Origin of the sequence: Pararhizobium antarcticum, assembly GCF_001885585.1 — a bacterium.
GTDB classification, from domain to species: domain Bacteria; phylum Pseudomonadota; class Alphaproteobacteria; order Rhizobiales; family Rhizobiaceae; genus Pararhizobium; species Pararhizobium antarcticum.
Window position 1 is genome coordinate 45456 of sequence record NZ_LSRP01000002.1, and the last position, 24908, is coordinate 70363.

At 60.9% G+C, this 24908-nt stretch carries 22 protein-coding genes; 13 read left to right on the forward strand and 9 right to left on the reverse strand.

The features are described 5' to 3' along the window. Positions 1 to 147 precede the first annotated feature (147 nt). The 7 genes from mscL (at position 148) to AX760_RS01530 (ending at position 7049) form a co-directional block, all read left to right on the forward strand. Entirely contained in the window at positions 148 to 570 is a 423-nt protein-coding gene (gene mscL / locus AX760_RS01500; RefSeq protein WP_071831074.1) for a large conductance mechanosensitive channel protein MscL, read from the forward strand. 122 nt (positions 571 to 692) lie between these two features. Then, positions 693 to 1859 (forward strand): pyridoxal phosphate-dependent aminotransferase, encoded by a 1167-nt coding sequence (locus tag AX760_RS01505; protein ID WP_071831075.1) that lies wholly within the window; start codon positions 693 to 695, stop codon positions 1857 to 1859. A 222-nt stretch (positions 1860 to 2081) separates the two neighbouring features. After that, positions 2082 to 3116 (forward strand): UDP-glucose 4-epimerase GalE, encoded by a 1035-nt coding sequence (gene galE / locus AX760_RS01510; RefSeq protein WP_071831143.1) that lies wholly within the window; start codon positions 2082 to 2084, stop codon positions 3114 to 3116. Between the two features lie 291 nt (positions 3117 to 3407). After that, positions 3408 to 4178, forward strand: a complete 771-nt coding sequence (gene rfbF / locus AX760_RS01515) for a glucose-1-phosphate cytidylyltransferase (protein ID WP_071831076.1) — start codon at positions 3408 to 3410, stop codon at positions 4176 to 4178. Continuing rightward, positions 4178 to 5260, forward strand: coding sequence for a CDP-glucose 4,6-dehydratase (gene rfbG / locus AX760_RS01520; protein ID WP_071831077.1), 1083 nt, complete (start codon positions 4178 to 4180; stop codon positions 5258 to 5260). Before rfbF ends, rfbG begins: the two co-directional genes overlap by 1 nt. Continuing rightward, positions 5260 to 5823: a dTDP-4-dehydrorhamnose 3,5-epimerase family protein gene (locus AX760_RS01525; protein WP_071831078.1), complete on the forward strand. Its 564-nt coding sequence runs from the start codon at positions 5260 to 5262 to the stop codon at positions 5821 to 5823. Before rfbG ends, AX760_RS01525 begins: the two co-directional genes overlap by 1 nt. After that, positions 5820 to 7049, forward strand: coding sequence for a class I SAM-dependent methyltransferase (locus tag AX760_RS01530; RefSeq protein WP_071831079.1), 1230 nt, complete (start codon positions 5820 to 5822; stop codon positions 7047 to 7049). Before AX760_RS01525 ends, AX760_RS01530 begins: the two co-directional genes overlap by 4 nt. Positions 7050 to 7194: 145 nt before the next feature. On the opposite strand, the gene AX760_RS01535 is transcribed toward AX760_RS01530, so the two are convergent. After that, positions 7195 to 7500, reverse strand: a complete 306-nt coding sequence (locus AX760_RS01535; protein WP_071831080.1) for a chorismate mutase family protein — start codon at positions 7498 to 7500, stop codon at positions 7195 to 7197. Between the two features lie 164 nt (positions 7501 to 7664). Between AX760_RS01535 and AX760_RS01540 the strand changes: the two genes are divergently transcribed. Next, positions 7665 to 8879: a glycosyltransferase family 2 protein gene (locus tag AX760_RS01540; protein WP_071831081.1), complete on the forward strand. Its 1215-nt coding sequence runs from the start codon at positions 7665 to 7667 to the stop codon at positions 8877 to 8879. Positions 8880 to 8921: 42 nt separating this feature from the next. Further along, complete coding sequence (locus AX760_RS01545; RefSeq protein WP_071831082.1) at positions 8922 to 10598, forward strand: B12-binding domain-containing radical SAM protein; 1677 nt, start codon at positions 8922 to 8924, stop codon at positions 10596 to 10598. A 134-nt stretch (positions 10599 to 10732) separates the two neighbouring features. Here AX760_RS01545 and AX760_RS01550 read toward each other — a convergent pair whose 3' ends face one another. The 3 genes from AX760_RS01550 to AX760_RS01560 are packed head-to-tail and all read right to left on the reverse strand — an operon-like array spanning position 10733 to position 13549. Then, positions 10733 to 11545 carry a cephalosporin hydroxylase family protein gene (locus tag AX760_RS01550; protein WP_071831083.1) on the reverse strand — a complete coding sequence of 271 codons (813 nt, stop codon included), beginning with the start codon at positions 11543 to 11545 and terminating at the stop codon, positions 10733 to 10735. Continuing rightward, positions 11538 to 12308, reverse strand: a complete 771-nt coding sequence (locus AX760_RS01555; protein ID WP_071831084.1) for an FkbM family methyltransferase — start codon at positions 12306 to 12308, stop codon at positions 11538 to 11540. Before AX760_RS01555 ends, AX760_RS01550 begins: the two co-directional genes overlap by 8 nt. Continuing rightward, positions 12305 to 13549 carry an FkbM family methyltransferase gene (locus AX760_RS01560; protein ID WP_071831085.1) on the reverse strand — a complete coding sequence of 415 codons (1245 nt, stop codon included), beginning with the start codon at positions 13547 to 13549 and terminating at the stop codon, positions 12305 to 12307. The genes AX760_RS01555 and AX760_RS01560 overlap by 4 nt, the downstream gene beginning before the upstream one ends. Positions 13550 to 13701: 152 nt before the next feature. Here AX760_RS01560 and AX760_RS01565 point away from each other — a divergent pair, with 152 nt between their 5' ends. Genes AX760_RS01565 through AX760_RS01575 form a run of 3 tightly spaced genes read left to right on the forward strand, consistent with a single transcriptional unit; the run spans position 13702 to position 16867 of the window. Further along, positions 13702 to 14559, forward strand: coding sequence for an NAD-dependent epimerase/dehydratase family protein (locus tag AX760_RS01565; protein ID WP_071831086.1), 858 nt, complete (start codon positions 13702 to 13704; stop codon positions 14557 to 14559). Further along, a complete protein-coding gene (locus tag AX760_RS01570) occupies positions 14556 to 15629 on the forward strand; it encodes a radical SAM/SPASM domain-containing protein (RefSeq protein WP_071831087.1) in 1074 nt (357 codons plus the stop codon). The genes AX760_RS01565 and AX760_RS01570 overlap by 4 nt, the downstream gene beginning before the upstream one ends. Next, entirely contained in the window at positions 15626 to 16867 is a 1242-nt protein-coding gene (locus AX760_RS01575; RefSeq protein ID WP_071831088.1) for a glycosyltransferase, read from the forward strand. Before AX760_RS01570 ends, AX760_RS01575 begins: the two co-directional genes overlap by 4 nt. An 86-nt stretch (positions 16868 to 16953) precedes the next feature. Here the strand turns inward: AX760_RS01575 and AX760_RS01580 are convergent, their stop codons facing one another. The 5 genes from AX760_RS01580 to AX760_RS01600 all read right to left on the reverse strand — a co-directional run bounded on the left by AX760_RS01580 (position 16954) and on the right by AX760_RS01600 (position 23622). After that, positions 16954 to 18057, reverse strand: coding sequence for a hypothetical protein (locus tag AX760_RS01580; protein WP_071831089.1), 1104 nt, complete (start codon positions 18055 to 18057; stop codon positions 16954 to 16956). A gap of 224 nt (positions 18058 to 18281) precedes the next feature. After that, complete coding sequence (locus tag AX760_RS01585) at positions 18282 to 19091, reverse strand: inositol monophosphatase family protein (protein WP_071831090.1); 810 nt, start codon at positions 19089 to 19091, stop codon at positions 18282 to 18284. 48 nt (positions 19092 to 19139) lie between these two features. Next, complete coding sequence (locus AX760_RS01590; RefSeq protein ID WP_071831091.1) at positions 19140 to 20201, reverse strand: ABC transporter ATP-binding protein; 1062 nt, start codon at positions 20199 to 20201, stop codon at positions 19140 to 19142. Then, positions 20198 to 22447 carry an ABC transporter permease gene (locus AX760_RS01595; protein ID WP_071831092.1) on the reverse strand — a complete coding sequence of 750 codons (2250 nt, stop codon included), beginning with the start codon at positions 22445 to 22447 and terminating at the stop codon, positions 20198 to 20200. Before AX760_RS01595 ends, AX760_RS01590 begins: the two co-directional genes overlap by 4 nt. A 146-nt stretch (positions 22448 to 22593) precedes the next feature. Further along, positions 22594 to 23622, reverse strand: coding sequence for an ABC transporter substrate-binding protein (locus tag AX760_RS01600; protein ID WP_071831093.1), 1029 nt, complete (start codon positions 23620 to 23622; stop codon positions 22594 to 22596). Positions 23623 to 23833: 211 nt separating this feature from the next. On the opposite strand from AX760_RS01600, the gene AX760_RS01605 reads away from it, so the two are divergent. Beyond that, positions 23834 to 24850, forward strand: a complete 1017-nt coding sequence (locus tag AX760_RS01605) for a LacI family DNA-binding transcriptional regulator (RefSeq protein WP_071831094.1) — start codon at positions 23834 to 23836, stop codon at positions 24848 to 24850. Positions 24851 to 24908 lie beyond the last annotated feature (58 nt).

The window sequence follows — 24908 nt, forward strand, 5'->3', positions numbered from 1 at the left end:
ATGTGGCGCGGTGATGAAGCCGCAGATCTCGTGCCATCAAGCCTGCAGACGGCGCCCTATTTTTTGGCTGGATGATTTACTTGGAGGAAATTTCCGATAGCATCCGGGCGCGGCCATGGTGCATTCAAAGAAAATGGAGAGAGAGCAATGCTCAATGAATTCAAGGCGTTTATCGCGCGCGGCAACGTCATGGATCTGGCAGTCGGGATCATCATCGGTGGGGCCTTCACGCTGATCGTCAACTCGCTGGTCAACGACATCATCATGCCCGTGGTCGGCGCCGTCACCGGCGGGCTGGATTTCTCGAACTTCTTCTTTCCGCTCTCCGCCACGGTAACAGCCACGTCGCTCGCCGCAGCCCGCGAACAGGGTGCCGTCTTTGCCTATGGCAGCTTTCTCACCGTCGTCATCAACTTCATGATCCTTGCCTGGATCATCTTCCTCCTGGTCAAGGCAGTCAACAAGATGCGGGCCTCGATGGAGAAGCAGAAGAACGAGGAACCGTCAGCCCCGCCACCGGTCGACATCCAACTGCTCACCGAGATCCGCGACCTGCTGAAGCGTCCGTGAGCATCCTTCCATACATCACGAAAATCGATAAATCCGTCAGGGAATATCACGTGATCGTTTGACGAAAAGCAGCTAGAAGCGGCGGGCAATGAGGCGCATGACCCTGCGCGAGGAGCCCGCCGATGACACTTCTGAAGACCCTCAGCCCCCGTTCGCTGGCCGCGCCGGAAAGCGGCATCGTCGAGCTCGTGAACTATGCGCGCGGTCGCGAAGGTCTGATTCCGCTCTGGGTCGGTGAGGGCGACCTGCCGACCCCGGCATTCATTTCGCAGGCGGCCGAAACATCGCTGCGGGCTGGCGAAACCTTCTACACCTGGCAGCGCGGCATCCCGGCACTGCGCGAGGCGCTCGCGCGTTTCTATCAGCGGCGCTTTGCAAAAACGCTATCATCAGACAATTTCTATGTCACCGGCTCCGGCATGCAGGCCATCAAGCTGTCGATCGAGGCGATCACCGCGCCCGGCGACGCGATGATCTACCTCTCGCCTGCCTGGCCGAACTTTGCCGCATCGGCGGCGATTTCCGGTGTGCAGCCGGTGGCCGTTCCGCTGCAGTTCGAGGATGGCCGCTGGCAGCTCGATCTCGACCGGCTGGAAAGCGCGATCACCCCGAAGACGCGGGCACTGTTCATCAACACGCCATCGAACCCCACAGGCTGGACCGCAACCCGCGACGATCTGAAGGCCATTTTGCAGCTGGCGCGAAAACACGATCTCTGGATCATGGCAGACGAGATCTACGCCCTGTACCACTATAGCGGTGGCCGGGCGCCGTCGTTCCTCGACGTTATGCAGGACGATGATCGGATCCTGTTCGTCAATTCCTTCTCCAAGAACTGGTCGATGACCGGGTGGCGGGTGGGCTGGATCGTCGCTCCGCCGGAAGCGGGCCAGGTTCTCGAAAACCTGATCCAGTACTCGACCTCCGGCGTCGCGCAGTTCATGCAGGCCGGTGCCGTCTCAGCGCTCGACCAGGGCGATGATTTCGTCGATGCCAATATCGCCAAGGCGGCCCTCTCCCGCGATCTTCTCTGCGATGCGCTGATCGCCACGAACAGGGTCGAAACGCTGAAACCGGATGGCGCGATCTATGCCTTCCTGAAGATCGACGGTGTGACGGATTCAAGGGCTGCCGCGCTTGACATCGTCGACAGGACCGGTGTCGGCCTTGCGCCGGGCACGGCGTTCGGGGAGGGCGGATCGCTGTTCCTGCGGGCCTGCTTCCTGCGTGACCCCACGCAGATCAAGGTCGCCGCGGATCGGCTCGCCGGCTATATTGCCGGGCTCTGAGCCCGGTGCAGCGCCCGCAGCCGGGCGATGGCATCGCAGGCTGAAGCCCTGCCGGGAGACCGCACCGGCATTCACTAAAATTTTAGCAAACATCGAAATAGAGAGATAACCATTCACGGAACAATACTCCCGCGAAGCCTCCGCGCGGCGTGAAAAGTCAGCCTTCCGAAAGAAATTTCGCTTGTGATGCTTCCTGTCAAGATGGGCAGGAAAGTAAAGATCATGACGGTTCTCGTAACGGGCGGAGCAGGGTATATCGGCAGTCATATGGTGTGGGCCCTGGTCGATGCGGGACAGGATGTTGTCGTGCTCGACCGGCTGTCGACTGGGTTTCGCTGGGCCCTGGCCCCGGAAGCACGGTTCTACCTGGGTGATGTCGGAGACACGGACGTGCTGTCCCGCATCTTTCTCGAAAACCAGATCGACGCCATCATTCACTTCGCGGGCTCGATTGTCGTCCCGGAATCCGTTGTCGATCCGCTGTCCTATTATGAAAACAACACCGCCAAGACGCGCGTGCTGATCGCCGCAGCGGTCGCGGCCGGCATAAGCAATTTTGTTTTTTCGTCCACGGCAGCCGTTTATGGCACACCAGACAATCCCGTTCCGGTGCTGGAGACGGCGGCACTGCGTCCCGAGAGCCCCTATGGCATGTCGAAGCTGATGTCGGAAATCATGCTGCGCGATGCCGCGGCAGCCCATGACTTCCGCTATGTCGCCCTGCGTTATTTCAATGTTGCTGGTGCTGACCCGCGTGGCCGCACAGGACAATCGACGGTCGGTGCGACCCATCTCATCAAGGTTGCCTGCGAGGCCGCGCTGGGCAGGCGCATGAAAGTCGATGTCTTCGGCACCGATTACGCCACGCCTGATGGCACCGGCGTGCGCGACTACATTCATGTTTCCGATCTTGTCGCCGCGCATCTGAAGGCGCTCGACTATCTTTTGCAGGGCGGCGAACCGCTCATTGCCAATTGCGGCTACGGGCAAGGCTATTCGGTTCTGCAGGTCCTGCAGGCGGTCAAGCGTGTTCATGGTCGGGATTTCGAGGTCAATTATTCCGGCCGCCGCGCCGGCGACGCGGTCAGCATCGTTGCCGATGCAACGGTTGCGCGCCAGAAACTCGACTGGACGCCCTCCTTTGCCGATCTCGACCTGATCGTCGAGACGGCGCTGGACTGGGAGCGGCAACTCGCCCGCAAGAACAGCTACGACATCGACGAAATGCACCGTCGCCTGGTTTCGGCGCGTCTCTGATGCCGTGCATGACGCCGGTTGTTTGCGCACGGTGCCGGTTCAATCCAGTCTGACAACAGTTTCAGCCTTTAGGGTCATTGTCAGGATCGACTGACTGGACCTTGAGCATGATGGTATTTTCTCGCCCCGGAAACCGCGAAACGTTGAACGCGGTGGTTGCGTTGTCGAAGACAACGCGCCGGTCGGGTCCGCGAGCCTTGTTTGTGGATGTCTCCCTTCCTGCCCTCCCCGGACGATCGCGGATATTGTCCGCGACGTCACGCTGCGTTATCCAGTAGAGGGGAGAACATCATGAAAGCGGTGATTCTGGCAGGGGGGCTCGGTTCGCGCATAGCGGAGGAAACCCACCTGCGCCCGAAGCCGATGATCGAGATCGGCGGCCGGCCGATCCTCTGGCACATCATGAAGCTCTATTATGCCCACGGCATCCGGGACTTCGTCATTTGCTGCGGCTTCAAGGGCTATGTGATCAAGGAATATTTCGCCAATTACGGCCTGCACATGTCGGACATCACCTTCGACCTGTCGCAGAACAGGATAGAATTCCACCGCCAGAGCGCCGAAAACTGGCGCGTGACGCTGGTGGATACCGGTGAGAATTCGATGACCGGGGGGCGTCTGAAGCGGGTTGCGGCCTATCTGAAAGACGAAGATGCCTTCTGCTTCACCTATGGCGACGGCGTCAGCAGCGTTGATATCGCCAGCACCATTGCCTTCCACAAGAGCCACGGCAAGCTCGCGACGGTGACGGCCGTGCGTCCACCGGCGCGCTATGGCGCCTTGCAACTCGACGGCAATGAGGTGCAGGGCTTCATCGAGAAGCCGGAAGGCGAGGGCGGCTTTATCAATGGCGGCTTCTTCGTGCTCTCGCCGCGTGTCATCGACCGCATAGACAATGATTTTACAAGCTGGGAAGGAGAGCCGCTGATGGGGCTGGCCAGAGAGGGCGAGTTGCGGGCGTTTTTCCATGAAGGGTTCTGGCAACCGATGGATACGCTCAGGGACAAGGTTCAACTTGAAAGCATGTGGCAAAGCGGCAATCCGCCGTGGAAGAGCTGGTGATGGCGATGACACACGACTTCTGGCGGGGAAAACGCGTCCTGGTGACAGGGCATACCGGCTTCAAGGGGAGCTGGCTGTCGCTCTGGCTGCGGGAAATGGGTGCCGAGGTAAGCGGCCTGTCGCTGGCGCCCGAGAGTATGCCATCGCTGCATGTGTTGCTCGGCGGCAATATCGCTGGTGAGGACATCGTCGATGTCCGCGATCGTGATGCGGTGATGAACCGGGTCGTTAAGACCCGGCCCGAGATCGTCTTCCATCTGGCGGCACAGGCGCTGGTGCGGGCAGGCTATCGCAATCCGGTCGACACCTACGAAATCAACGTCGTCGGCACGGCAAACCTTCTGGATGCGCTGCGGGTTTCCCCGGACGTGCGCTCGATCGTGGTCGTGACGACGGACAAGGTCTATCACAATGCCGAAGCCGGGCTCGCCTTCATCGAGACCGATCCACTCGGCGGCCATGACCCCTACAGCGCCTCGAAGGCAGCGGCCGAGATCGTCGCGGCGAGCTATCGGTCCTCGTTCTTTGCGCCACGCAAGATCGGCATCGCCACGGCACGCGCCGGCAATGTCATCGGCGGCGGCGACTGGGCGGAAGACCGGCTGATCCCGGATGCCGTGCGGGCCTGGCAGAGAGGCGAGGTGCTGCAGGTGCGCCGGCCGCGGGCCGTCCGTCCGTGGCAGCACGTTCTTGAGCCGCTCGGCGGCTATATGGGACTGGCGCAACATCTGTGGCATGCACCCGACATTGCCGAAAGCTACAATTTCGGACCGGATCACGGTGAAGCCGCCTCCGTCGGCGCTGTGTTGAAGATGGCAGAGCGCCATTACGGTTCCGGCGAAGTGCTGCTCGGGGATGGCAGCGACGGACCGCACGAAGCAGGTTATCTCGTGCTTGACAGTGCCCGGGCGCGTCAGGATCTCGGTTACCAGCCGCGCTGGAAACTTACGGAAACGGTCAAGCGGACGATGGAATGGTATCGTGCCCAAAACGACGGACAGCCTGTCCTTGATCTCTGCCTCGGCGATATCAGGGATTTCGCAAACATCGTGGCTGAAACGAAGGCCTTGAGGGCCGGTTGATGGCAGACAGGTTCGTGGCCGAGGCGACGCCGTTCGACGGGCTTGTGGTGGTGAACCGCAGGATCCTGAAGGACGACCGTGGCTTCCTCACGCGCCTCTTCTGCCCGGATGATCTCAAGGCCTTCGGATGGAGCGGCCGGGTTGCTCAAGTCAACGAGACGGGGACGGTACAGCGCGGCACGGTGCGCGGCATGCACTTCCAGAACCCGCCCTTTGCAGAGATCAAGCTGATTGCCTGTACGCGGGGCCGGGTTCTCGATGTCGTCGTCGACATCCGCCACGGCTCGCCAACCTTCCTCAAACATTTCGCAGTCGAGCTTTCCGAAGACAACGGCCGCTCGCTTCTGGTGCCCCGGGGATTTGCCCACGGGTTCCAGACTCTGACGGATGATGCCCATATGCTTTACATGCACTCTGAATCCTACGTCGCTGCGTCCGAGGGCGGGCTGCACAGCCAGGATCCGCGTCTCGCCATCGGCTGGCCGCTGCCGGTGATCAACTTGTCGTCCCGCGATGCCGCCCATCCGCTTCTGCAGCCGGACTATGTAGGGGTTGTCCTATGAGATGCCGGCACTGCGGATCGCAGCACATGGTGCCCTTCCTCGATCTTGGCACGGCTCCCCCGTCCAATTCCTATGTGGCGCTGGCCGATCGGCACCGGCCCGAGCTCTGGTATCCGCTGGTCATCCGCACCTGCCGGGACTGCCGCCTGGTGCAGACCGAGGATTTCGCCGATCGGGAAACCTTCTTTTCGTCGAGCTATGCCTATTTCAGCTCGTTCTCGACCTCCTGGCTGAAGCATGCGGACCGCTACGTCGCCGATATGCAGGCGCGGTTCCAGCTCGACGGCGCATCGCACATCGTCGAGGTCGCTGCCAATGATGGCTACCTGCTGCAATATGCGAAGGCGCGCGGCATTCCCTGCCTCGGCGTCGAGCCAACGAGAAGCACGGCGGCGGCCGCCCGCGCCAAGGGCATCGAGATCGTCGAGGCCTTCTTCGGCGTCGATGTCGCCGAGCGGCTTGTGGCAGACGGTCGCGCCGCCGACCTGACAGCGGCCAACAATGTGCTCGCGCATGTGCCCGATATCAACGATTTCGTGGCGGGTTTCGCCGTGCTGCTGAAGCCGCAGGGCGTCGCGACCTTCGAGTTTCCGCACCTGCTCAACATGGTGCGGGAAAGCCAGTTCGATACCGCCTATCACGAACATTATTCCTATCCGTCGCTGACCGCGGTGAAGCGGGTCTTCGAGGCCAATGGCCTCAGCCTCTTCGACGTCTCGACGACGCCCTGGCATGGCGGCAGCCTGCGGGTGTTTGCGCAGCGCAGCGATACCGGCGCCAAAGCGCAGACACCGGCCGTTGATGCGACACTTCTGGCCGAGCAGGACGCTGGCATGCTCGACGACGCGTTCTACACGTCATTCCAGGCCGCAGCCGAAGATGTGCGCGACGGCTTTGTGGAATTTCTGATCGAAAGTCGGCGTGCCGGTCTGAAAGTGGCCGCCTACGGCGCTGCCGCCAAGGGCAACACGCTGATGAATTTCGCGGGTATCAAACCGGATCTCTTGTCCTTCGTGGTCGATAAGAACCCCGCAAAACAGGGCCTTCTTATGCCCGGCAGCCGGATTCCGGTTGTCGCGGAAGAAAGCCTGAAAACTGAAAAACCGGAAAGGGTGGTTATTCTGCCATGGAATCTTCAGGACGAAATCAAACAGCAGCTTTCCTATATCAGCGACTGGGGTGGGAAGTTCGTGACGGCAGTGCCGTCGCTGACGGTGCATCCCTGAAGCCGGGCATGCTGCCGACAACCGATCGTAGCGTTGTCGTCAGGGGTGAGGGCAAGGAAGGCGGCAAACCCGCCACGCTGAAAATCGGCGGCTCGGATCGCTGAGTGTCGGTGTCCAGTCGGAGACCGACATGGACTTGCTGTTTTCAATCCGCGGTCTCGCCGAGGATGTCCTTTTCGTGTTCGATCGCCTGGCGGATGAGCGCGGCCCACAGCGTGTCGTAGAAATCCGGCTGGAGCCCAAGCGTGGCGGCAAGCGCGCGCACATTGCTGCGCACTTCCTCGACGCGGGCAGGAATATCGGCTTTCAGGCCGGTGCCGCGTTTGATCTCGGCAGCGCGGCCGATATAGTCCCAGCGCTCCCCGAAGAGCGCCATCAGGGCCTGGTCGATCCGGTCAATTTCCTGACGGATATCCGTCATCGACGTACAGTCGGCCGGCGCTTTTGCCATTTCATGTCTCCGGATGGTCCTGCAAATACAAGCGTTGCTCTAGCAACCCCAAGACCGGTTGAAAAGCCGCAAAGCGCCGCAGCCCGCCTGCCGCTCCCATCCGGGTTCAGGCGTCAGCCTCGCGAAAGCCCTTGTCCGTATCATTTCCCAAACGGAGAATTTCGATGCTTGCCCAACCGAAACTGACGATCTGCGTTCCCTCCCGCAACCGCCAGCGCTATTTTCAGGAGACGATCAGGAGCCTGCTCGTCAATCTGAGGACGGATGTCGAATTCGTCTTTGCCGACAATTCCGATGATCCCGCGCCGATGCGTGATTTCATGGTGGATATCATCGGCGATCCGCGGGTGAAATTCATTGGGCCGGGCGAGCGCGTCTATTCGATGGTCGACAACTGGGAGCGTTGCCTGGAGGCAGCCACCGGAGAATTCGTCTGCGTCATCGGCGACGACGACTATGTCGATGCTGACGTCATCGACCTCATCAGCAGCACCAAGGCCGAGCGCGGTTTGGTCGACGTCTTCGTCTGGAGCCGCTTTACCTACAACTGGCCGGGCAACCGCCGCACCAAATGCAATGTCTGCATCACCTTGGGCACCGGTGTGCACGAGGTCAAACGCGAATGGCTCTACGAGGAATTCTTCACCTGGAAACAGCATAGTTCGACGCCGAACTGCCCGTTTGCGATCTATCACGGGGCAATTTCCAAGACGATCATGGACAAGATCAAGTCGAAATTCGGCGGCCGCTACTTCGAACATCCGACCGTCGACTTCGAAAACAGCTGCAAGCTCCTGGTGACAGCGGAGACCTTCTTCTACTCCGAACGCCCCTTCTCGATCCTCGGCTCATGCGCCGAAAGCAACTCGGCCAGCATCGGCGACGTCGAGGACATGAAGCGCAAGCATGCCATCTTCATGCAGGAACTCGGCCGCAACATGGACGAGGATCCGCACATGGCGGAGTTTCCGTTTCCGTCCAGACTGGGGGTTTCTGCATCTGTCGCGCTGGTCCAGAACTGGTTCAAGACAACCTATGGCTATCACGTCCCCGGCTGGGAGAAAAACTTTGCCGAAGCCTGCGGCTACAGCTGTGGTACGGCCCAGAGCCAAGCGCACTTCGACATGAGCGTCGCCGGTTACGAGGCCGCCTTCAGGAGCTGGAAGGGTGGCAAATACCTGCAATACTTCAAGCCGAAATATGTCAGCCCCGAGGGTGCGAAGTTCTTCTTCGGGGTCCAGAACAAGGCGCTGTACATCGACGAGGACATCGGCGGCGTCGAGACCCCGGCCGAACTCTACCATCTCGTCAACCAGATCGTTGCACCAATCGAGGAACTGGAATTCCAATTCCTTCCCGGAAACGAACGGGCCGCCTGATCAGGCCCTTTCTGTGCACCCGTCGACAAAGGACACCACGATATGCGCAAGCTGCTTTTTGTAATCCCGCCCTACTTCAATGCCGCGGACTATCTTGACAAAGCGCGCGCTGCTGTGTTGCCGGCCTTCACCATTCCCTATGGCATCCTGTCGATGGAAGCCTATCTCACGGCACATTGCAAAAACCTTGCCGAATTGCGGCTGGTTGATCTCAACGTTACCTTGAAACGACTGGTCGAAGAACGTTCGGTGGAGGACTACGAACAGATCTTCAGTGCCGAGTTGCATGCCATCCTGGAAGAGTTCCAGCCGGACATCGTCGGTGTATCGGCCCTGTTCAACTCCTCTTTCGGCTACATTCAGAGCTTGGTGAAGACGGCGAAGGATTTCGACCGTAAGATCATCACGATCGCCGGCGGCGGGCTGCCTTCCGCAGCCTTCAAGCTTATGCTCGAAAAATGTCCGGACCTCGATGCGATCTGCAAGGGGGAAGGCGAATTGCCGTTGCAGGAACTGATCGATTCCGAAGATCCGGCGACCGTTATTGCAAGCCACAAGTCGTGGATCAACCGTGCCGGGGCCGAAAAAGGCAAGATGCCAGCCCATACATTTATCGCCAATCTCGACGATATCCCGCAGATGAACTACGCGATGGTCAACCTCGATAACTACAACAACCGGGGTATCGACAAGCGCTACACCGACCAGCCCAAGCGCGAGATGGCAATCCACACGTCGCGCGGCTGTCCGTTCCTCTGCGTCTTCTGTTCGAACCCGTCGCTGCATGGCCGGGACGTCCGCTTCATGTCGATCGACCGGATCATCGAGGACGTGACGCGGATGCGCGACGAATTCGGCATGACCGTCCTGATGGTCGAGGATGATCACTTCTTCCATGACAAAGAGCGGGCAAAGAGGCTGCTGGCGGAACTCGCCGATCTTGGTATCCGCTGCGAATTTCCGAACGGGGTTGCTGTCTATGCGATTGACGAGGAGGTTGCCGAGCTGTTCTCGCGGGCCGGCGTTTCCGCTGTGGCTCTCGCCGTGGAATCCGGGTCTGACCATGTGCTGAACAACATCATCAAGAAGCCGCTGAAGAAGAAGCTGATCCGCCCCGCGGTCGAGGCGCTGCGCAAGTTCAACGTGCGTTCCCACGTCTTTATCGTGACCGGTCTTCCCGGAGAGCAGGACGAGCATCGTCAGGAAACGCTGGAAATGCTGATCGATCATGGTTTCGACTGGGTCCATGTCTATCTTGCGATACCGATTTTCGGCAGCCGTCTCTATGATATCTGCGTTGAGAACGGCTATATCGAAAATACCAGCAACGAAGATTTCGTCGCGACCAAATCGGTCATACGGGCACCCGGCGTCGATCCCGTCAAGCTGGAAGCCTATGCCTATGAGACACAGCTTCGAGTCAATTTCATCGAGAACTACAACATGAAGATCGGCCGCTACGACGTGGCGATCCACTACATGAAAAACGTCGTGGCGAAGTATCCCGATCACGCGTTCGGCCATCTCTACATGTCCAAATGTTATGAAGGGATGGGCGATCTTCAGCTGGCGATGAGCCACGCAGCCTCGGCGCTTGACGTTTTCGAGCGCGATGCGTTCTGGAAGAATCTTGCCGAGCGATACGACGTCGACTATCGCGCCATGCTGACGCTCGCGCCGCTTGTTACAAAGCCGGAGGGGCTGGCAATTTCAGCTTAATTACCGCAGTGTGAACTTGTGAATGCTGACCGCCGCGCAGGAGACTGCCGGCGGTTTTTGTTTGTCCAGAGAGCAGAAAAGCAAAAAAACCGCGCGGACACCCGTTCAGCGCGGTTTTCGTATGTATTCGGTGATCAGACGCGTTTGAGAAAGCCGTCGGCCGAGGCGGTGATCATGATCTTGTGTTCGATCGTCTTGTCATATTCGAAGTGCAAGGGCGCGCCGTCGGCGGCCGTGCGGCCTTCGCCGGCGAGGTGCTTCATGTAAGCCCAGACGGCGGTCTTCGGATTGTCGCCCTTGCCCCAGGGGCGGTCGGCGCACATGTCGGCTGGCAGGTCCTCGACGCCGCTGTCCCAGACGACACAATGCGAGCCCTTGCTGGTCAGCGGGGCGTAGAGTTCGAGCTCGGCCAAAACGTGTTCGTGGGTGTGGTTGGAATCCAGAAACACCATGATCCGGTCATAGCCATCGGCGATCGCCTTGATCTGCGCGAAAATCTCCGGCGCGACCGACGAGCCCTGGAGGGTGGTGATCTTGTGGGCCAGCGGATGGTTTTCGATGCCGGCGCGGTTGTGGGCGCGAATATCGATATCGACACCGACGACGCGGCGCCTGCTGGCTTTCGGGTCGAGAACGCTGCCGGATGTCACGGCGTCGCAATAGTCGAGCATCGCCAGCATCGAGGCGCTCATGATCAGCGAGCCGCCATGGGCGATGCCGGTCTCGATGACGAGGTCGGGCTTGTAGGACCAGATCAGCTCCTGGATCGCATAGGTATCCTGCGGCACCTGGATGATCGGGCGGCCGAGCCAGGTGAAGTTCTGTGCGTAGTTATGACGGATGCACTCACGTACCCAGACCTGCGACAGGCCGATGAAGCCGCTATCCTTGCCCGCGCCATCGATATTGCTGCGGACGTATTCGGCGAATTTCTGTTCCTCAGACATGATGCTTTTCTCTCTTCGAAGGTCCGCTGGCGGACGTCGGTAAGTGGGTGCAGTGGATATCCCACCATTGTGTTCTGGGCGCGAGGCGTTGGCCCGAAAGGTCCCGGACGGTATGCGAATAGACGTCCACGGCAGCATCGTAGGAAGCCCATGCACCCGGCACGTCGTTTCCGAAAGGCCCGGACGATCCGGGCTGGAAGCTGTGGTCGACCGAAGGATCGCGCATATCGCCAACGGTCGACTGGTCGAGCAGCTTGAAGCCGTCATAACCGCAGGCAGACAGGGTCTCCATGTACTGGAAACCGAAACGGCAATCCTCGACGCTGACGAATTGCGGAAGGCGTTCCAGACCGCGCAACTGGTCGAGGACGACATGGTCGACACCCTCGACATCGATCTTCAGGTAGAAGGGCACGCCATGTTCGGCAAAAAGCTCCGGCAAAGTGACGCAGCGAACGGTGATTGCCTCGCAATTGCTGTCATTGCGGCCCGCCCAGCCGATATCGATGCTGCTCCAGTGATCATTCTCGAGATTGACGTGGAACACGGTCTCGCCGGAGCTTTCCCAGATCGCAGCATGCACGATCGCCAATTGGCCCTGCGCAATGGCGTCGGAAAAGCGCAGAGCCGCCTTCTCGCAAAGCCCTGGATTGGCCTCCAGCCCGACCACGCGAAAACCGCGCTTCAGGTAATAGTCGGTGTCGTCGCCATTGTTCATGCCGAGGTCGAAGACAAGGTTGCTGTCAAAGGCGAATGCGCTCATCGGTTCTCCACCCGCTCCCGCGGGATCGCATAGACGACCGCGCCGGTGCCGCACCAGCTGTGCAGGCGCATCAGGAAGCGGTAGTTTTCGAAATGTTCCATCATGAAGAGCGGCGTTTTCCAGAGCCCGTCATCATTGTGATAGGTGGTGACGGCGACGATCGGCCGGTGTTGGTGGATCGTCTGCATCGCGCCCCGCAGCGCATCATATTCGCCGCCTTCGAGGTGCAGCTTGATAAAGCTCGGGGTAATTTTCAGCGCGTCGACGGTGGTCGTCTGCACGACGTCCTGTCCGGTTTCGGCAAATTGCGAGGCATAGCCGAGGCCGGAATGAAAGCGACGGGGGCGTGCCACGGCGTCGAGTGCGGCAGCACCTGTGCGGATGCGGCCGGCGATATCGGACGGCAGGGTCGCAACCAGCGTTTCCAGATGGCTGCGGCTTTCGGCATCCGGCTCGAGCGCCAGAACCCGCGAAAAGGCACCGTCGGTCTGTGCCACAAACGCCTCGACGACGCTGCCGTGATGGGCGCCGGCATCGAGAAAGACTTCGTCGCTGCGCAGCACGCAGACAATTTCCGGGATGAAGAAACGCACGCAACTGGCAACGGGCGCCGCATCGAAGGTCCATTCCTGTCGCAACCGCCGCCAGGCGATGAACTGCAGGTGATGTGCGCGGGAAGTATCGTCGTCCCAGCTTTCGAGCACGTCCGTCGTGTGGGCAAGGTTGTTCGCATCGAGCGGCCCGGCAAACCAGCCGTTCGACAGCGGATGGCGGTCGCGGAAACTTTCGGCGAGATCGTAAAAGGGCACCACGTTTTGCCAGCCATCGGCCATCAGCTCTGCCTCAAGCGGGGCATAGGCGCTGGTCGCGACGCTGACGGCAAGCAGGCTGTCGCGCTTGACGGACGCCGGCACATCCTGCGGTCTTGCGAGGACAACGCCCTGCCAGGCCGGATCGGCCGCAAGCCTGTCGGCCTGGCGATCGATGACCATGGCAAAGTCCAGGCCGACGAGGCGCAGATGATCGCGCGCCAGCCGGCCCATATTGCCGGCCCCATAGAGCACCAGCGGCTGACGCGGCGTTTCGGCTGCAAACGGGCAGATGCCGTTGTTGATGTCGTGGAGCAGGGCGGACGCCCGCGGTGCATCCGGCAGCTCCGGAAAGACCCGCGCAATATGGGCCACCCGCGTGCCATCGGCGCCGGAAGCGCTCGCCGTTCTATGTTCCTGCGAACGTGCCATTTCAGTCCCGTCTGCGGCTTGATACGCTCAGGCTCCATTCTTATCCGATTCGGGCCGGTTCCAATGAAGCTTGTTTTATCCGCACCTAACAGACCCGACCTTTCCCGGAGCTTGTCCCCAGGCGTGTCTCGTAGCATGTCCGGAGTGTCCTCATGAGCCGCGTGCTGTTGACCGGCGCGACCGGTTTCGTCGGGCGGCACATTCACAGCCACCTTCTGGCACTTGGCCATGACGTGGTCGCCGTCGTGCGGCCGGGGTCCGAAGACCGTCTGGTCGGTCCGGTGGCCGGGATCGTGCGCACAGCGGATGGCTTTGCGCAGGATGCGACCTGGTGGGCCGATGCCTGCCGCGATATTGATGTCGTCATCCATGCCGCCTGGTATGTCGAGCCGGGAAAATATCTCGACGGCCCGGAGAACATGGTCTGTGTCAGCGGCACATTCGAACTGGCAAGGGGCGCGATGCAGGCCGGTGTGCGCCATTTCATCGGGCTTGGCACCTGCATGGAGTACGCGCTGCCCTCCGCGCATCTCGATATCGACGCGCCGCTTCATCCGACGACGCTTTATGCTGCCTGTAAACTTTCCGTTTACCATATTTTGCGAGAGTGGTTTTCCAAACAGGAGGGCACTTTTTCCTGGTGCAGGATCTTCTATCTTTTCGGCGAGGGAGAGCATCCGGCAAGGCTTGTGCCCTACCTTCGCAGACGGCTCGAGGCGGGCGAAATCGCAAAACTGTCGGCTGGAACCCAGCTGCGCGATTTCCTCGATGTATCCCTTGCCGGGGCGATGATCGCCAATGTGGTTGAAACTGGTCAGCCTGGGGCAATCAATATTTGTTCAGGTCGATCGACAACGATTCGCCAGCTCGCGGAGCGGATCGCCGACGACTATGGCAGACGTGATCTGCTGGAGTTCGGCACGGCGCAGATCCATCCTTCCGATCCGGCGGCAGTCGTAGGTGTTTGCAACGCCATCCCGAAGCGGGATGTGCCGGAGACAAGTATATGAAAGCCGAACTGAAACCACGGATCAATCTCGAAGGCCGCACCTTGCTCGAGACGGTCATTCCGATCGAAACCCCGTTTATCGTCTTCATCGATCCGGCCAGTTCCTGCAATTTCAAATGCACCTTCTGCCCCACCGGCCACCGCGGCATGATCGCCGAGACCGGCCGCTACCAGGGCGCCATGAAGTATGACGTCTTCACCAAGGCGATCGACGATCTGGCTGCCTTCAGCAAGCCGATCAAGGTTCTGCGCATGTACAAGGATGGCGAGCCCTTCCTCAACAAGCGCCTCGCCGACATGATCCGCTATGCCAAGCAGAGCGGCTATGTCGACTATATCGACACGACGACCAACGGCACCTTCCTGACGCCCGAGCGCATGAAACCGATCATCGCCGCCGGCCTCGACAAGCTGAACATTTCGGTCGACGGCATGACCAAGGAAACCTATCAGGAGTTTACCGGCTTCAATTTCGACTTCGACACATTTGTCGAGAATGTGAAGTGGCTCTACGACAACAAGGGCGACATGGAAGTGTCGATCAAGATCCCCGGGGAACTGATCACCGAAGACCAGCGCCAGCTGTTCTTCGACACGTTCGGCGATTATTGCGACCGCATCTTCGTGGAAAACTTCGCGCCCTGCTGGCCGAATTTCGACGTCGAGGAAAAGTCGGGCATCAAGATCGGCGACGTCGGCATCTACCAGCAGAAGCTCAAGCCGACCGACACCTGCCCCTATATTTTCTACGCGATGAGCGTCAATGCTGATGGCCTTGTCTCGTCCTGCTTCCTCGACTGGGGCCGCAAGCTCATCATCGGCGACGTGCGCACCACGCCGCTTTCGGAAATCTGGAACTCCGACAAGATGAACGCGCTGCGCCTGCAGCACCTCGAGGGCCGCCGTTGCGAAAACAAGGTCTGTGGCAGCTGTGGCCAGCTGACCCACTGCCTGCCCGACAATATCGACGATCACCGGCCGATGCTGCTCGAAAAATTCAGGAGCATCGTCAAGATCAACCCGAATGTTGCGGCGCCCGGCGGGCTGAATTTGCCCATCGCCGCTGAATGAAGGTTCTGCATGTCACTGCGCATCTGGGCGGAGGGGTCGGAAAGGCGCACTCCGCCCTTTGCGTTGCGACAGATCCCGCCATCCAGCGAAATTATGTGCTGCTGGAAACACCGCGCGACCGGCGCTTTGCCGATCAGGTCGAGGCCGCCGGCGGGCGCCTGACGATCGCGCCGGATAGCGCCACGCTGGCGGCTCTTGCGGCAGACGCCGATATCGTCCAGATCGAATGGTGGAACCATCCGCGTCTCTATGCGGCCCTGTGCTCGACGCCGTTTCCTGCCATGCGAACCGTGTTCTGGTGTCATATTTCCGGTCTGTTCGCGCCCTTCATCCCGGCATCGCTGTATCAAGCGGCGGACCGGTTCGTCTTCACTTCGCCCTGTTCGCTGGCAATGCCTGATGTTCTGGCCCTGCCGGACCATGCCCGCGCCGGGCTGGAGGCGATCGGCAGCGGCTTCGGCTTTGCCGGTGCTGCCCCGAATCAACCGGCCGCCGCCCGCCATCCGCGCCGGATCGGCTATCTCGGCACGCTCGACTTCGCGAAGATGAGCCCGCAGTTTTTTAAAATGGTCGATGCTGTCGAGGCAGACCCTTTTCAGGTTTCGCTCTGGGGCGCCTGCGATCCGGATGGTCCGGTCGCCCAGGCAGCAAGACGCATGCGGCATCCCGACCGCATCCGTTTCGAAGGCCATGTCGACGATCCGGCAGCGGTGCTGAGCGAAACCGGCATCTTTCTCTATCTGCTCCAGCCGGAACATTATGGCACGGCGGAAAATGCGCTGGTCGAGGCGATGTCGCTCGGCTGCGTGCCGCTGGTCCTTGCCAATCCGGCAGAACAGGCGATCGTCGATCATGGCGTCACCGGCTTCACCGAGGTGGATATACCGGCCGCCGCCCGCCGTCTGGAAGGGATGCTTGGGCACCCCGAAACGCTTTGCGAGATCGGCCGAAACGCCATGGCTGCGACGGCGGCCACGCGCACACCGGTCCTGTCTGCCACGCGGTTCCAACGGCTTTACACGGACCTGCTGCGCAGCGAAAAACGGCCCCTGGATTTCAAGGCTCTGCTGGGTGAGACGCCCGCGCAATGGTTTCTCGGCACGCAGATGCGCGGCCCCCTTACCGCCGGTGCGGCGCAGGATCTTCTGCGTGGCTTTGCCGCCGCCGGGTCAGAAGCCAAAGGCAGCCTCGTCCATTTCCGCAGCTGCTTCCCGGATGATCCCTCGCTCGCCGTGTAACGCCTAACTGGAACGCACATGGAAACACCCGGAAGCGAGGGCTGCCGGGTGTTTCTATGTGCGTTCCAGTCGGTTTGTTGGTCGCTTCAGGCGCTGGCCGTTGTGCCGCCGCAGATCAGGCCGACAGGGGCCATCATCGATTTGACGACATTGTAGAATTCCGGTGCCGTGCGGGCGCCGCCGATGAAGCGATCGACGAGAACAGCGCTGTCGTGCAGGCCGCGGCGGTTGTCCTGCTTGCGTGCCTCGACGAATTCGGGCTTGAACAGCGGCGCCAGGCGCCCGTCCTCGAAAGCCTGGAGACCGGCAAAATAAGCGTTGCCCTTGGCGCGGAAAGCGTCACGCGTGGTTTCCATCATGCAATCGATCACCAGGGCCCGGACAAAGGCCTCGTTGCCGCCGGACCACGGCGTTCCCAGTTCGCGCAGGACATGGAACTGCACGTCGGCGATGGCGCCGGTCAGGCCGATGCCGCCATGGAAAGGGAAATTCCAGGCTTGGCCGACCTGTTCGGCAACATAGGGCGTGGTCGCCGCTGCCGACATCGGGCGCGAGCAAAACGCCAAGCTTTCCGAAAACAGCAACACCTTGGTCGCCCATTCGTAATGCGGGACTGTGGTCGCCCAGTCGCTCGGCTCGGGATGCTGCAGGAGGATGTCGACCAGCGACCGGCGAATGGCGGCGTGGTAGAGACCAAACGGCATTTTCGGCGTGTTCAGGCTGTTTTCCCAATAGAAAAAGCTCTTCAGCATGGCGGTCTTGTCGAACGTATTGATCTGGTAGCCGGCCGGAATCGCAATCGATGCTGACTTGCCCGGCTCTGCATCATGGTCGATCTGGAAGACATTCCATGCGAGCGCATCGATGCCGGACGACGTCTGATCGAGAAAGCCGACCATCGTTGCAAGCTCTGGTTCGATCATGTCGCCGGGATTGACGAGCGTCACCCATTCGCCGCTCGTGGCGGCAACCGCACGGCGCCACAGGCGCTGGCGGGTAATGTCGGCTTCGGTACGGATGATTCTCAGGCGACTGTCGCTAGCAGCAAGTCCGACCAGGCTCTCGAGCGGCGCGGCGCCGGCCACGACCACCTCGAGGGCAGCGTTGCTGTTGCGCAGCAGGAGACTGACGAGTTCGACCGGATCGGTGGCGGCGGTTTCGACGGGAATGCAGATCGAGAGTTTTGTCATGGGGCTTGCCTCTGAACTGTCGCGCCGTTGAGATCGGCGATCTGCCGTTGCGCGAGGCTGTCGGGTGGTCACATCAGCAGGCAAGTTAACTTCTGCCCGGGAGGAGGGTGCGGTCCTGTCTCCCTTCGGAAGCCATTGCCTGCTGATGTGTGAGCCCAGAGATAGCGCCTCAAACTTGAGCGAGGCTTTGCATCCGCGTCGCGATCGCGCGGATGTCGCGATCATCACGCGTCGGCGGGAAGACCTGCGATCTTTTTCAGGTCCTTGATCGCGCCGGGGGATGCGGCAAGCACCGGTGCACCTTTTGTCAGGGCTCCCCCCTCGACGGGAAACGGCAGGACCCAGCCGCCGGCTTCCGTGATCAGGCAATAGCCGGCCAGGCAATCCCAGGCGTGCATGTAGGGCTCGTAGTAGCCGACCAGCCGGCCAGCCGCGACATAGGCCAGCATCAGCGCACCCGAGCCGTTGCGGATAAAATTGCCACCGGCCTCAAGCAGGTTTTCCACCATCTTGCCGACGAAGGCCGGCGTGACATGGTTGTTGGCGCCAAGGCCGGTGACGGCATTGCGGATCGTGCGGGACGGATCAAGCGACAGGACCTTGCCGTTCAGGGTTGCGCCCTGGCCTTTGGCACTCAGGTAGAGCTCGTCGTGACAGGGCGCCGAGATGACGCCGATGACCGGTTCGCTATCGTGCAGGACGGCGATCGACACGCACCAGTTCGGCATGCCGTTGACGAAGGGGCTGGTGCCGTCGATCGGGTCGACGACCCAGGTATATCCCGACGTACCGTCGACAAGCCCGTATTCCTCACCGAGAAAACCGTCTTCGGGAAAGTGTTCGGCAACGCGATCGCGGATCATCGTCTCGACATTGCGATCGGCGATCGACACGACATCCTGAAGATCGCGTTTGGTCTCGATCACCAGCGTCTCGCGGTTCTCGAAATAGTCGAGTGCCAAGGCGCCGGCGGCGCGCACGATGTCCTGCGCCAGCGTGAAACGGGCGCCGAGATCGGGTGTCAGCGAGGTCATGACGATGGTCCTTCTTTCAAAAAATGCGGGCTGCGGCAATGTCGCCGATCAGTCGTTTATAATCGCGATGCCGCGACCCTTGAAGCCGATGGAAACGGAAGTATTCGCGGCGAGCGGCCTCTCGACCGCCGGGTCTACAACAAAAAGCGGGCCGTTTGCGGTTTCCACCTCGTATTCGACATGGTCGCCCAGATAGGCGGTATGCGTGATGGTCCCGGAAAAGGCGGCTTCCGCTGCCGGTTCCAGCGTAATCGAATTGGGTCGCACAGCGAGTTTCGCCGGGCCCTTCCTGGCATTGCGGCTGGGAACACGATGTTCCAGCGCGCCGATCCGGATGGTGGCGTCCTCGCCATCGACGGAGATGACCTCGCAGGCAACGACATTCGCCTCGCCCATGAAATCGGCGATGAAGGCGGAGGCCGGCGCCTCGTAGAGATCGCGCGGCGTGCCTTCCTGTGCGATATGCCCGTCTTTCATGACAATGATACGATCGGATACGGCCAACGCTTCATCCTGGTCATGCGTGACATAGACCGCGGTGAAGCCGAGACGCTGCTGCAGTTCGCGGATTTCGGTGCGCACGCGGCGGCGCAGCCGGGCATCCAGATTGGACAACGGCTCGTCCAGCAGCAGCACCTGCGGTTCGAGCACCAGCGCCCGGGCAACGGCGACGCGCTGCTGCTGTCCGCCGGAAAGCTCGGCCGGCAGGCGCTGTCCGAAACCGCCGAGGCCGACTAGCTTCAGCCCCTCCTCGGCCCGCTCGCGCGCTTCCTTCTTTTTCAAGCCGGACGATTCCAGCCCATAGGCGACGTTGTCGAGCGAGGTCATATGCGGAAACAGCGCATAGGACTGGAACACCATGGAGACGTCGCGCTCGTTGGCCGGCAGCATGGTGACGTCCTTGCCACCGATGAGGATGCGGCCGGATGTCGGATGCTCGAGACCGGCGAGCATGCGCAGCGTCGTGGTCTTGCCGCAACCGGACGGTCCCAGAAGCGTCACCAGCGTGCCCGGCTCGATGGTCAGCGACAGGTCATGGATGGCGGTAAAGGCACCGAAGGTCTTGCGCAGATTCTGGAAGACCACCGAACCGGACGTGAGAGCGCTCATGCGGTTTTCTCCTGGTGGGAAGACGAAGGGTGAACAGGAAGGGAAGGGGACGGCGTGGTGATGCCGGCAACACGGTTTTCGCGGCGCAGGCGACGTTCGCCAACCAGAAGCTGGAAGCCTGCGATGACGACGATCATCACCACGATCAGCATCGAGGAATAGGCGATCGCCACGCCGTATTCGCCATTTTCGACAAGGCCGACAATGTAGGAGGTGGCCATGTTGTATTCGGCGCTGACCAGGAAGATGACCGCGCTGATCGAGGTGATCGCCCGCACGAAGGAATAGACGAGGGCCGCGGTGATCGCCGGGCGCAACAGGGGCAGGATCACCTTGCGGATCGTCCGGAAACTGGTGGCGCGCAGCGTCAGAGAAGCTTCATCAAGGCTCTTGTCGAGCTGGCTCATGGCCGCCACGCCGCCGCGCACGCCCACCGGCATGTTGCGGAAGACGAAGCAGGCGATCAGGATCAGCGCCGTGCCGGTCATTTCCAGCGGCGGCAGATTGAAGGCCATGATGTAGCTGATGCCGATCACCGTTCCCGGAATGGCAAAGCTCATCATCAGCGCGAATTCAAAGAGTTCGCGGCCGGCGAATTTCTGCCGGACGATGAGATAGGCGGTCAGAAGCCCGACAATGGCTGTCAGCGGCGCGGAAATCAGCGCGATCTCCATCGTCGTCCAGAAGGAGTTCCAGGCAACGCCGGTCCAGGCGATGGCCCCGTCGCGGATTTCGATCGAGAAGGCGCGGCTGTAATGTTCTGTTGTCAGCGAATTGTCGAGCCCCCAGGTCTTCACGAAACCACCGACCAGGATCATGCCATAGACGACAACGGTGAAGATCATCCACGGGATGACGATAAGATGCACGCCGATCGACAGCGGCTTCGGCAATGCGATATGCGAGCCGCTGTCACCCTTGCCGGTGACGGTCGCGAAATTCTTGCCCGACAGCCAGTACCGTTGCGCAAGGAATGCGGTGAGCGTGAAGCTGAGCAGGATGATGGCGAGCACGGCGGCCCGGGACGGATCGTTCTGCGAACCGACGACGGCAAAGAAGATTTCCGTCGAGAGCACGCCATGACTGCCGCCGAGCACCAGCGGATTGCCGAAATCCGCCATGCTTTCGATGAAACCGATGAGGAAGGCATTGGCAAGGCCGGGCTTCATCAGCGGCAGCGAGACCCGCCAGAAGGTCCGCCAGCGGTCGGCCCGCAGGGTCTGCGAGGCCTCTTCCATCGACGGACTGACGCCTTCGACGACGCCGATCAGCACGAGGAAGGAGATCGGCGTGAACGACAGGACCTGGGCGATCCAGATGCCGGTCAGTCCATAGAGCCAGCGGCCGGGCTCGATGCCGAACAGATCGGAAAGCCCCTCCGTGACGACGCCGGCACGGCCGAAGAGCAGGGTGAGCGCCAGGCCGATGACAAAGGGCGGCGTGATGATCGGTAGTACGGTCAGCAATCGCAGCCCCTTCTTGAAGGGAAACCGCGTGCGGGTGGCAACCAGGGCGAAGGCGAGCCCGAGCAGTGTCGAGCCGCTGGCCGTCATCAGGGCGAGCCACAGCGTGCGCCAGGCAACGCCGCAGCGCTCAGTGCCAATCACGCAGCCCAGGCTCCAGATCGAATTGTCCTGGATGTTGCGGGTGAAACCGTCGGGATTGAACGAGCCGTCGAAATCCTGGAAGGCGCCGACGAGCATGCTGACGACCGGATAGAAGACGAAGATCGCGACGAGGAAAACCAGAAGCGAGATGGCGGATACGACGAAGGCGTCACCCTTCATCACGCCGCGTTCGGCAAGGCCGAAGGAAAAGATGAGGGCAAAACACAGGCCCGCAAGCACGGCGCCTGCTCCCATGGCCGGCTGGCCATCCGCAAGTGCGCCGAACAGCGTTTCGCTGATCGTCCAGCTCCAGCCCGAAAAGCCGATCGCCAGCCCCTGGAGTGACAGCATGAGCATGCCGAGCCCGCCGGCAAGGGCAAGAAGCCCGCCACGGCGCATGGGATCGCCGACGAAGCGGGCCGCCAAAGCAAGGCCCAGAAGCGCCAGCGCTGCGATCAGCCACCAGCGGCCATGCGACAGCATCTGAAGGATACCCGGCGCACCGGCCGCATCCGAGGGAAATCCGCCCAGCCAGCCAAAGCCGAGAAATCCGCCTTCGATGCGATACCAGGGGACGACGAGAAAGGCGGCAATGGCCAGGCCCAGCACGATATCCAGTCTGCGGTTACGATTGTCCATAACGAGCCCCGCGCCTTTTCATGACGTCAAAAAATTTGGATTGGAATATTGGCCGGAGACCGCATCTCCATCATTGAAGAATGCGATGCGGTCCCCGGAGAGGCTGCGGACGCGGCAGGGGACCTGCCGTCGGCCGAGAGCCGTGCCTAGTTGGCGCTGGCGCTGATTTCGCGATCCCAGCGCTCCAGCAGTTGCTTGCGCTTGGCAGGGTCGCCATAGGTCTTGAAGTCGTAGTCGATCAGCTTGATATCCTCGAACCGTGGCGCTTCCTTCGGCACTTCGGCGGTCTTGTTGGACGGAAGCTGGAAGGACTTTGCATCCTTCATGCGCGACTGCACCTCGGGCTTCAGCGCCCAGTCGTACCAGGCCTTGGCATTGTCGAGGTTCTTGGCGCCCTTGATGATGGACATCGAACCGATTTCATAGCCGGTGCCTTCGCAGGGCGCGACCGACTTGACGGGGAAGCCTTCGACGGTCTGCGCCACGGCGTCATGCATGAAGACGATACCGAGTGCCGTTTCGCCGCGGGCCGCAGCCTTGACCGGTGCAGAGCCGGATTTGGTGTATTGCGAGACGTTCGCATTCAGCTTTTTGAGATAGTCGAAAGCCGGTTCTTCGCCCATGATCTGGACCAGCGAGGCGAGCGCCGTATAGGCGGTGCCGGACGAATTCGGATTGGCAATCTGGATCTCGCCCTTCAGCGCAGGATCCAGCAGATCCGCCCAGCACTTCGGCTCCTTGAAGCCCTTGGCGGTGAAGATGTCAGTGTTGTAGCCCCAGCCGAGTGCGCCGGCATAGACGCCGACGGTCTTGTATCCGGCGCTTTCCGCCTGCTTCTGGGCCCAATCCTGCAACTGGTCGAGCATCGGTGACTTGTATTCGAGCGTCAGATCCTCGGCGGCAGCCTGCAGATGGGGATCTCCTGTGCCGGCCCACCAGAGATCGGTCTTCGGATTGCGGGCCTCGGCCCGGATCTTGGCATAGGTCTCGCCGGAAGACAGGCGCACCATGTTGACCTTGATGTCATTTTCCTTCTCGAAGCTTTCCTTCATCTGTTCGCAGATGACAACGTCGGCCGAGCAGATCAGGTTGAGATTGCCCACCGCCTTGGCGGGCGTGCTGGTGATCGTCAACCCCGTGGCAATGGCCGTGGCTGCAATGAGTGCTGAACGCATGGATAGTCCTCCCGTTTGAATGCGGCGCCTCCACGCCGCCCGCCTTGCAAGCGTGTGCAAAACTCTCACAAACAAAACACGGCTGTCAATACATCGGGTGCTCGAATTGTCATATTTGATAAGATTGGAGGGTGCAGCTTTTTACAGATGGTGCATTGCACAGCATTGCATTCTTGTGCAAACTCCGTGCAACAATCAACGGGACGACGGTATGGCTCAGGGCAAGATCTATGTGAGTGCGCTGGAGGTGGCCGAGCGGGCCGGCGTGTCGCGCTCCGCCGTATCACGCACCTTCACGCCCGGCGCGAGCGTCGCGCCGGAAACGCGCCGCAAGGTGGTGGAGGCTGCCGAAGCGCTGGGCTACCACGTCAACCAACTGGCGCGCGGCTTGATGCGCAATGAAAGCGGCATCGTCTGCCTGATCGTCTCCGACATGGCGACGCCCTATCGCTCTAGCCTGATCAAGGCGCTGACGCAGCAGCTGCAGAATACCGGCAAGATCGCCATGCTTGTGAACACCGACCGCTCCGACGGCAGTGTCGATCTGGCGCTGCGTCAGGCCATTCGTTACCGCGCCGACGCATCGATTATTCTGTCCGGCCTGCCGGACAAGTCGATTGCGGATCTCTGCCTGAAAAGCGGACAGCGGCTGGTGCTCATCAATCGCAATGACGATCAGGAAGGAACCCTGAAAATCAACCTCGACGATCGGGAGGCCGCAGGCCGGGTGCTGACGGCTTTCGTTCGAGCCGGGTGCGAGCGGCTGGCCTTTGCCAATTCGGATGCGCGCACGCCCAGCCTGATGGCCCGCGAGGACGGCTTCGTGGATGCGGCCAGGGCCCATGGCCTTGATGTCATCGTCGAGCGGTTCGGGGGGACGACCTATGAGAGCGGCAAGATTTTGGCGCAGAAGCTGTTGACGCGGTCGCTCCGGCCGGATGCCGTGTTCTGCGCTACGGATCTTTTGGCCTGTGGATTGCTGGATGCGGCGCGTCACCAGTTTTCCCTGTCGGTGCCGGAGGATCTCTGTGTGGCCGGCTTCGACGATATCCAGCAGGCGTCGTGGTCGTCCTATGATCTCACGACATTTTCCCAGCCGGTAGAGGCAATCGCGCTTGAAGCGGTGTCCTGGCTTGCGGACGAGATGGATCCTGCGGTGCGGCAGTCGCACTCATCGCGACGGTTGCACGCCGAACTCGTCTGGCGCGGCTCCATCAGGGGCGGTTGAGGCTTCCAGTCAGACAGGACAGTGCTAGCTGGCTGGTACTCGCAGAACGCATAGGCGA

What these genes read in the sequence shown, in the direction of transcription:
- mscL (WP_071831074.1), top strand. Translation starts at nt 148, where the DNA reads ATGCTCAATGAATTCAAGGCGTTTATCGCGCGCGGCAACGTCATGGAT.
- AX760_RS01505 (WP_071831075.1), top strand. Translation starts at nt 693, where the DNA reads ATGACACTTCTGAAGACCCTCAGCCCCCGTTCGCTGGCCGCGCCGGAA.
- galE (WP_071831143.1), top strand. Translation starts at nt 2,082, where the DNA reads ATGACGGTTCTCGTAACGGGCGGAGCAGGGTATATCGGCAGTCATATG.
- rfbF (WP_071831076.1), top strand. Translation starts at nt 3,408, where the DNA reads ATGAAAGCGGTGATTCTGGCAGGGGGGCTCGGTTCGCGCATAGCGGAG.
- rfbG (WP_071831077.1), top strand. Translation starts at nt 4,178, where the DNA reads ATGGCGATGACACACGACTTCTGGCGGGGAAAACGCGTCCTGGTGACA.
- AX760_RS01525 (WP_071831078.1), top strand. Translation starts at nt 5,260, where the DNA reads ATGGCAGACAGGTTCGTGGCCGAGGCGACGCCGTTCGACGGGCTTGTG.
- AX760_RS01530 (WP_071831079.1), top strand. Translation starts at nt 5,820, where the DNA reads ATGAGATGCCGGCACTGCGGATCGCAGCACATGGTGCCCTTCCTCGAT.
- AX760_RS01535 (WP_071831080.1), bottom strand. Translation starts at nt 7,500, where the DNA reads ATGGCAAAAGCGCCGGCCGACTGTACGTCGATGACGGATATCCGTCAG.
- AX760_RS01540 (WP_071831081.1), top strand. Translation starts at nt 7,665, where the DNA reads ATGCTTGCCCAACCGAAACTGACGATCTGCGTTCCCTCCCGCAACCGC.
- AX760_RS01545 (WP_071831082.1), top strand. Translation starts at nt 8,922, where the DNA reads ATGCGCAAGCTGCTTTTTGTAATCCCGCCCTACTTCAATGCCGCGGAC.
- AX760_RS01550 (WP_071831083.1), bottom strand. Translation starts at nt 11,545, where the DNA reads ATGTCTGAGGAACAGAAATTCGCCGAATACGTCCGCAGCAATATCGAT.
- AX760_RS01555 (WP_071831084.1), bottom strand. Translation starts at nt 12,308, where the DNA reads ATGAGCGCATTCGCCTTTGACAGCAACCTTGTCTTCGACCTCGGCATG.
- AX760_RS01560 (WP_071831085.1), bottom strand. Translation starts at nt 13,549, where the DNA reads ATGGCACGTTCGCAGGAACATAGAACGGCGAGCGCTTCCGGCGCCGAT.
- AX760_RS01565 (WP_071831086.1), top strand. Translation starts at nt 13,702, where the DNA reads ATGAGCCGCGTGCTGTTGACCGGCGCGACCGGTTTCGTCGGGCGGCAC.
- AX760_RS01570 (WP_071831087.1), top strand. Translation starts at nt 14,556, where the DNA reads ATGAAAGCCGAACTGAAACCACGGATCAATCTCGAAGGCCGCACCTTG.
- AX760_RS01575 (WP_071831088.1), top strand. Translation starts at nt 15,626, where the DNA reads ATGAAGGTTCTGCATGTCACTGCGCATCTGGGCGGAGGGGTCGGAAAG.
- AX760_RS01580 (WP_071831089.1), bottom strand. Translation starts at nt 18,057, where the DNA reads ATGACAAAACTCTCGATCTGCATTCCCGTCGAAACCGCCGCCACCGAT.
- AX760_RS01585 (WP_071831090.1), bottom strand. Translation starts at nt 19,091, where the DNA reads ATGACCTCGCTGACACCCGATCTCGGCGCCCGTTTCACGCTGGCGCAG.
- AX760_RS01590 (WP_071831091.1), bottom strand. Translation starts at nt 20,201, where the DNA reads ATGAGCGCTCTCACGTCCGGTTCGGTGGTCTTCCAGAATCTGCGCAAG.
- AX760_RS01595 (WP_071831092.1), bottom strand. Translation starts at nt 22,447, where the DNA reads ATGGACAATCGTAACCGCAGACTGGATATCGTGCTGGGCCTGGCCATT.
- AX760_RS01600 (WP_071831093.1), bottom strand. Translation starts at nt 23,622, where the DNA reads ATGCGTTCAGCACTCATTGCAGCCACGGCCATTGCCACGGGGTTGACG.
- AX760_RS01605 (WP_071831094.1), top strand. Translation starts at nt 23,834, where the DNA reads ATGGCTCAGGGCAAGATCTATGTGAGTGCGCTGGAGGTGGCCGAGCGG.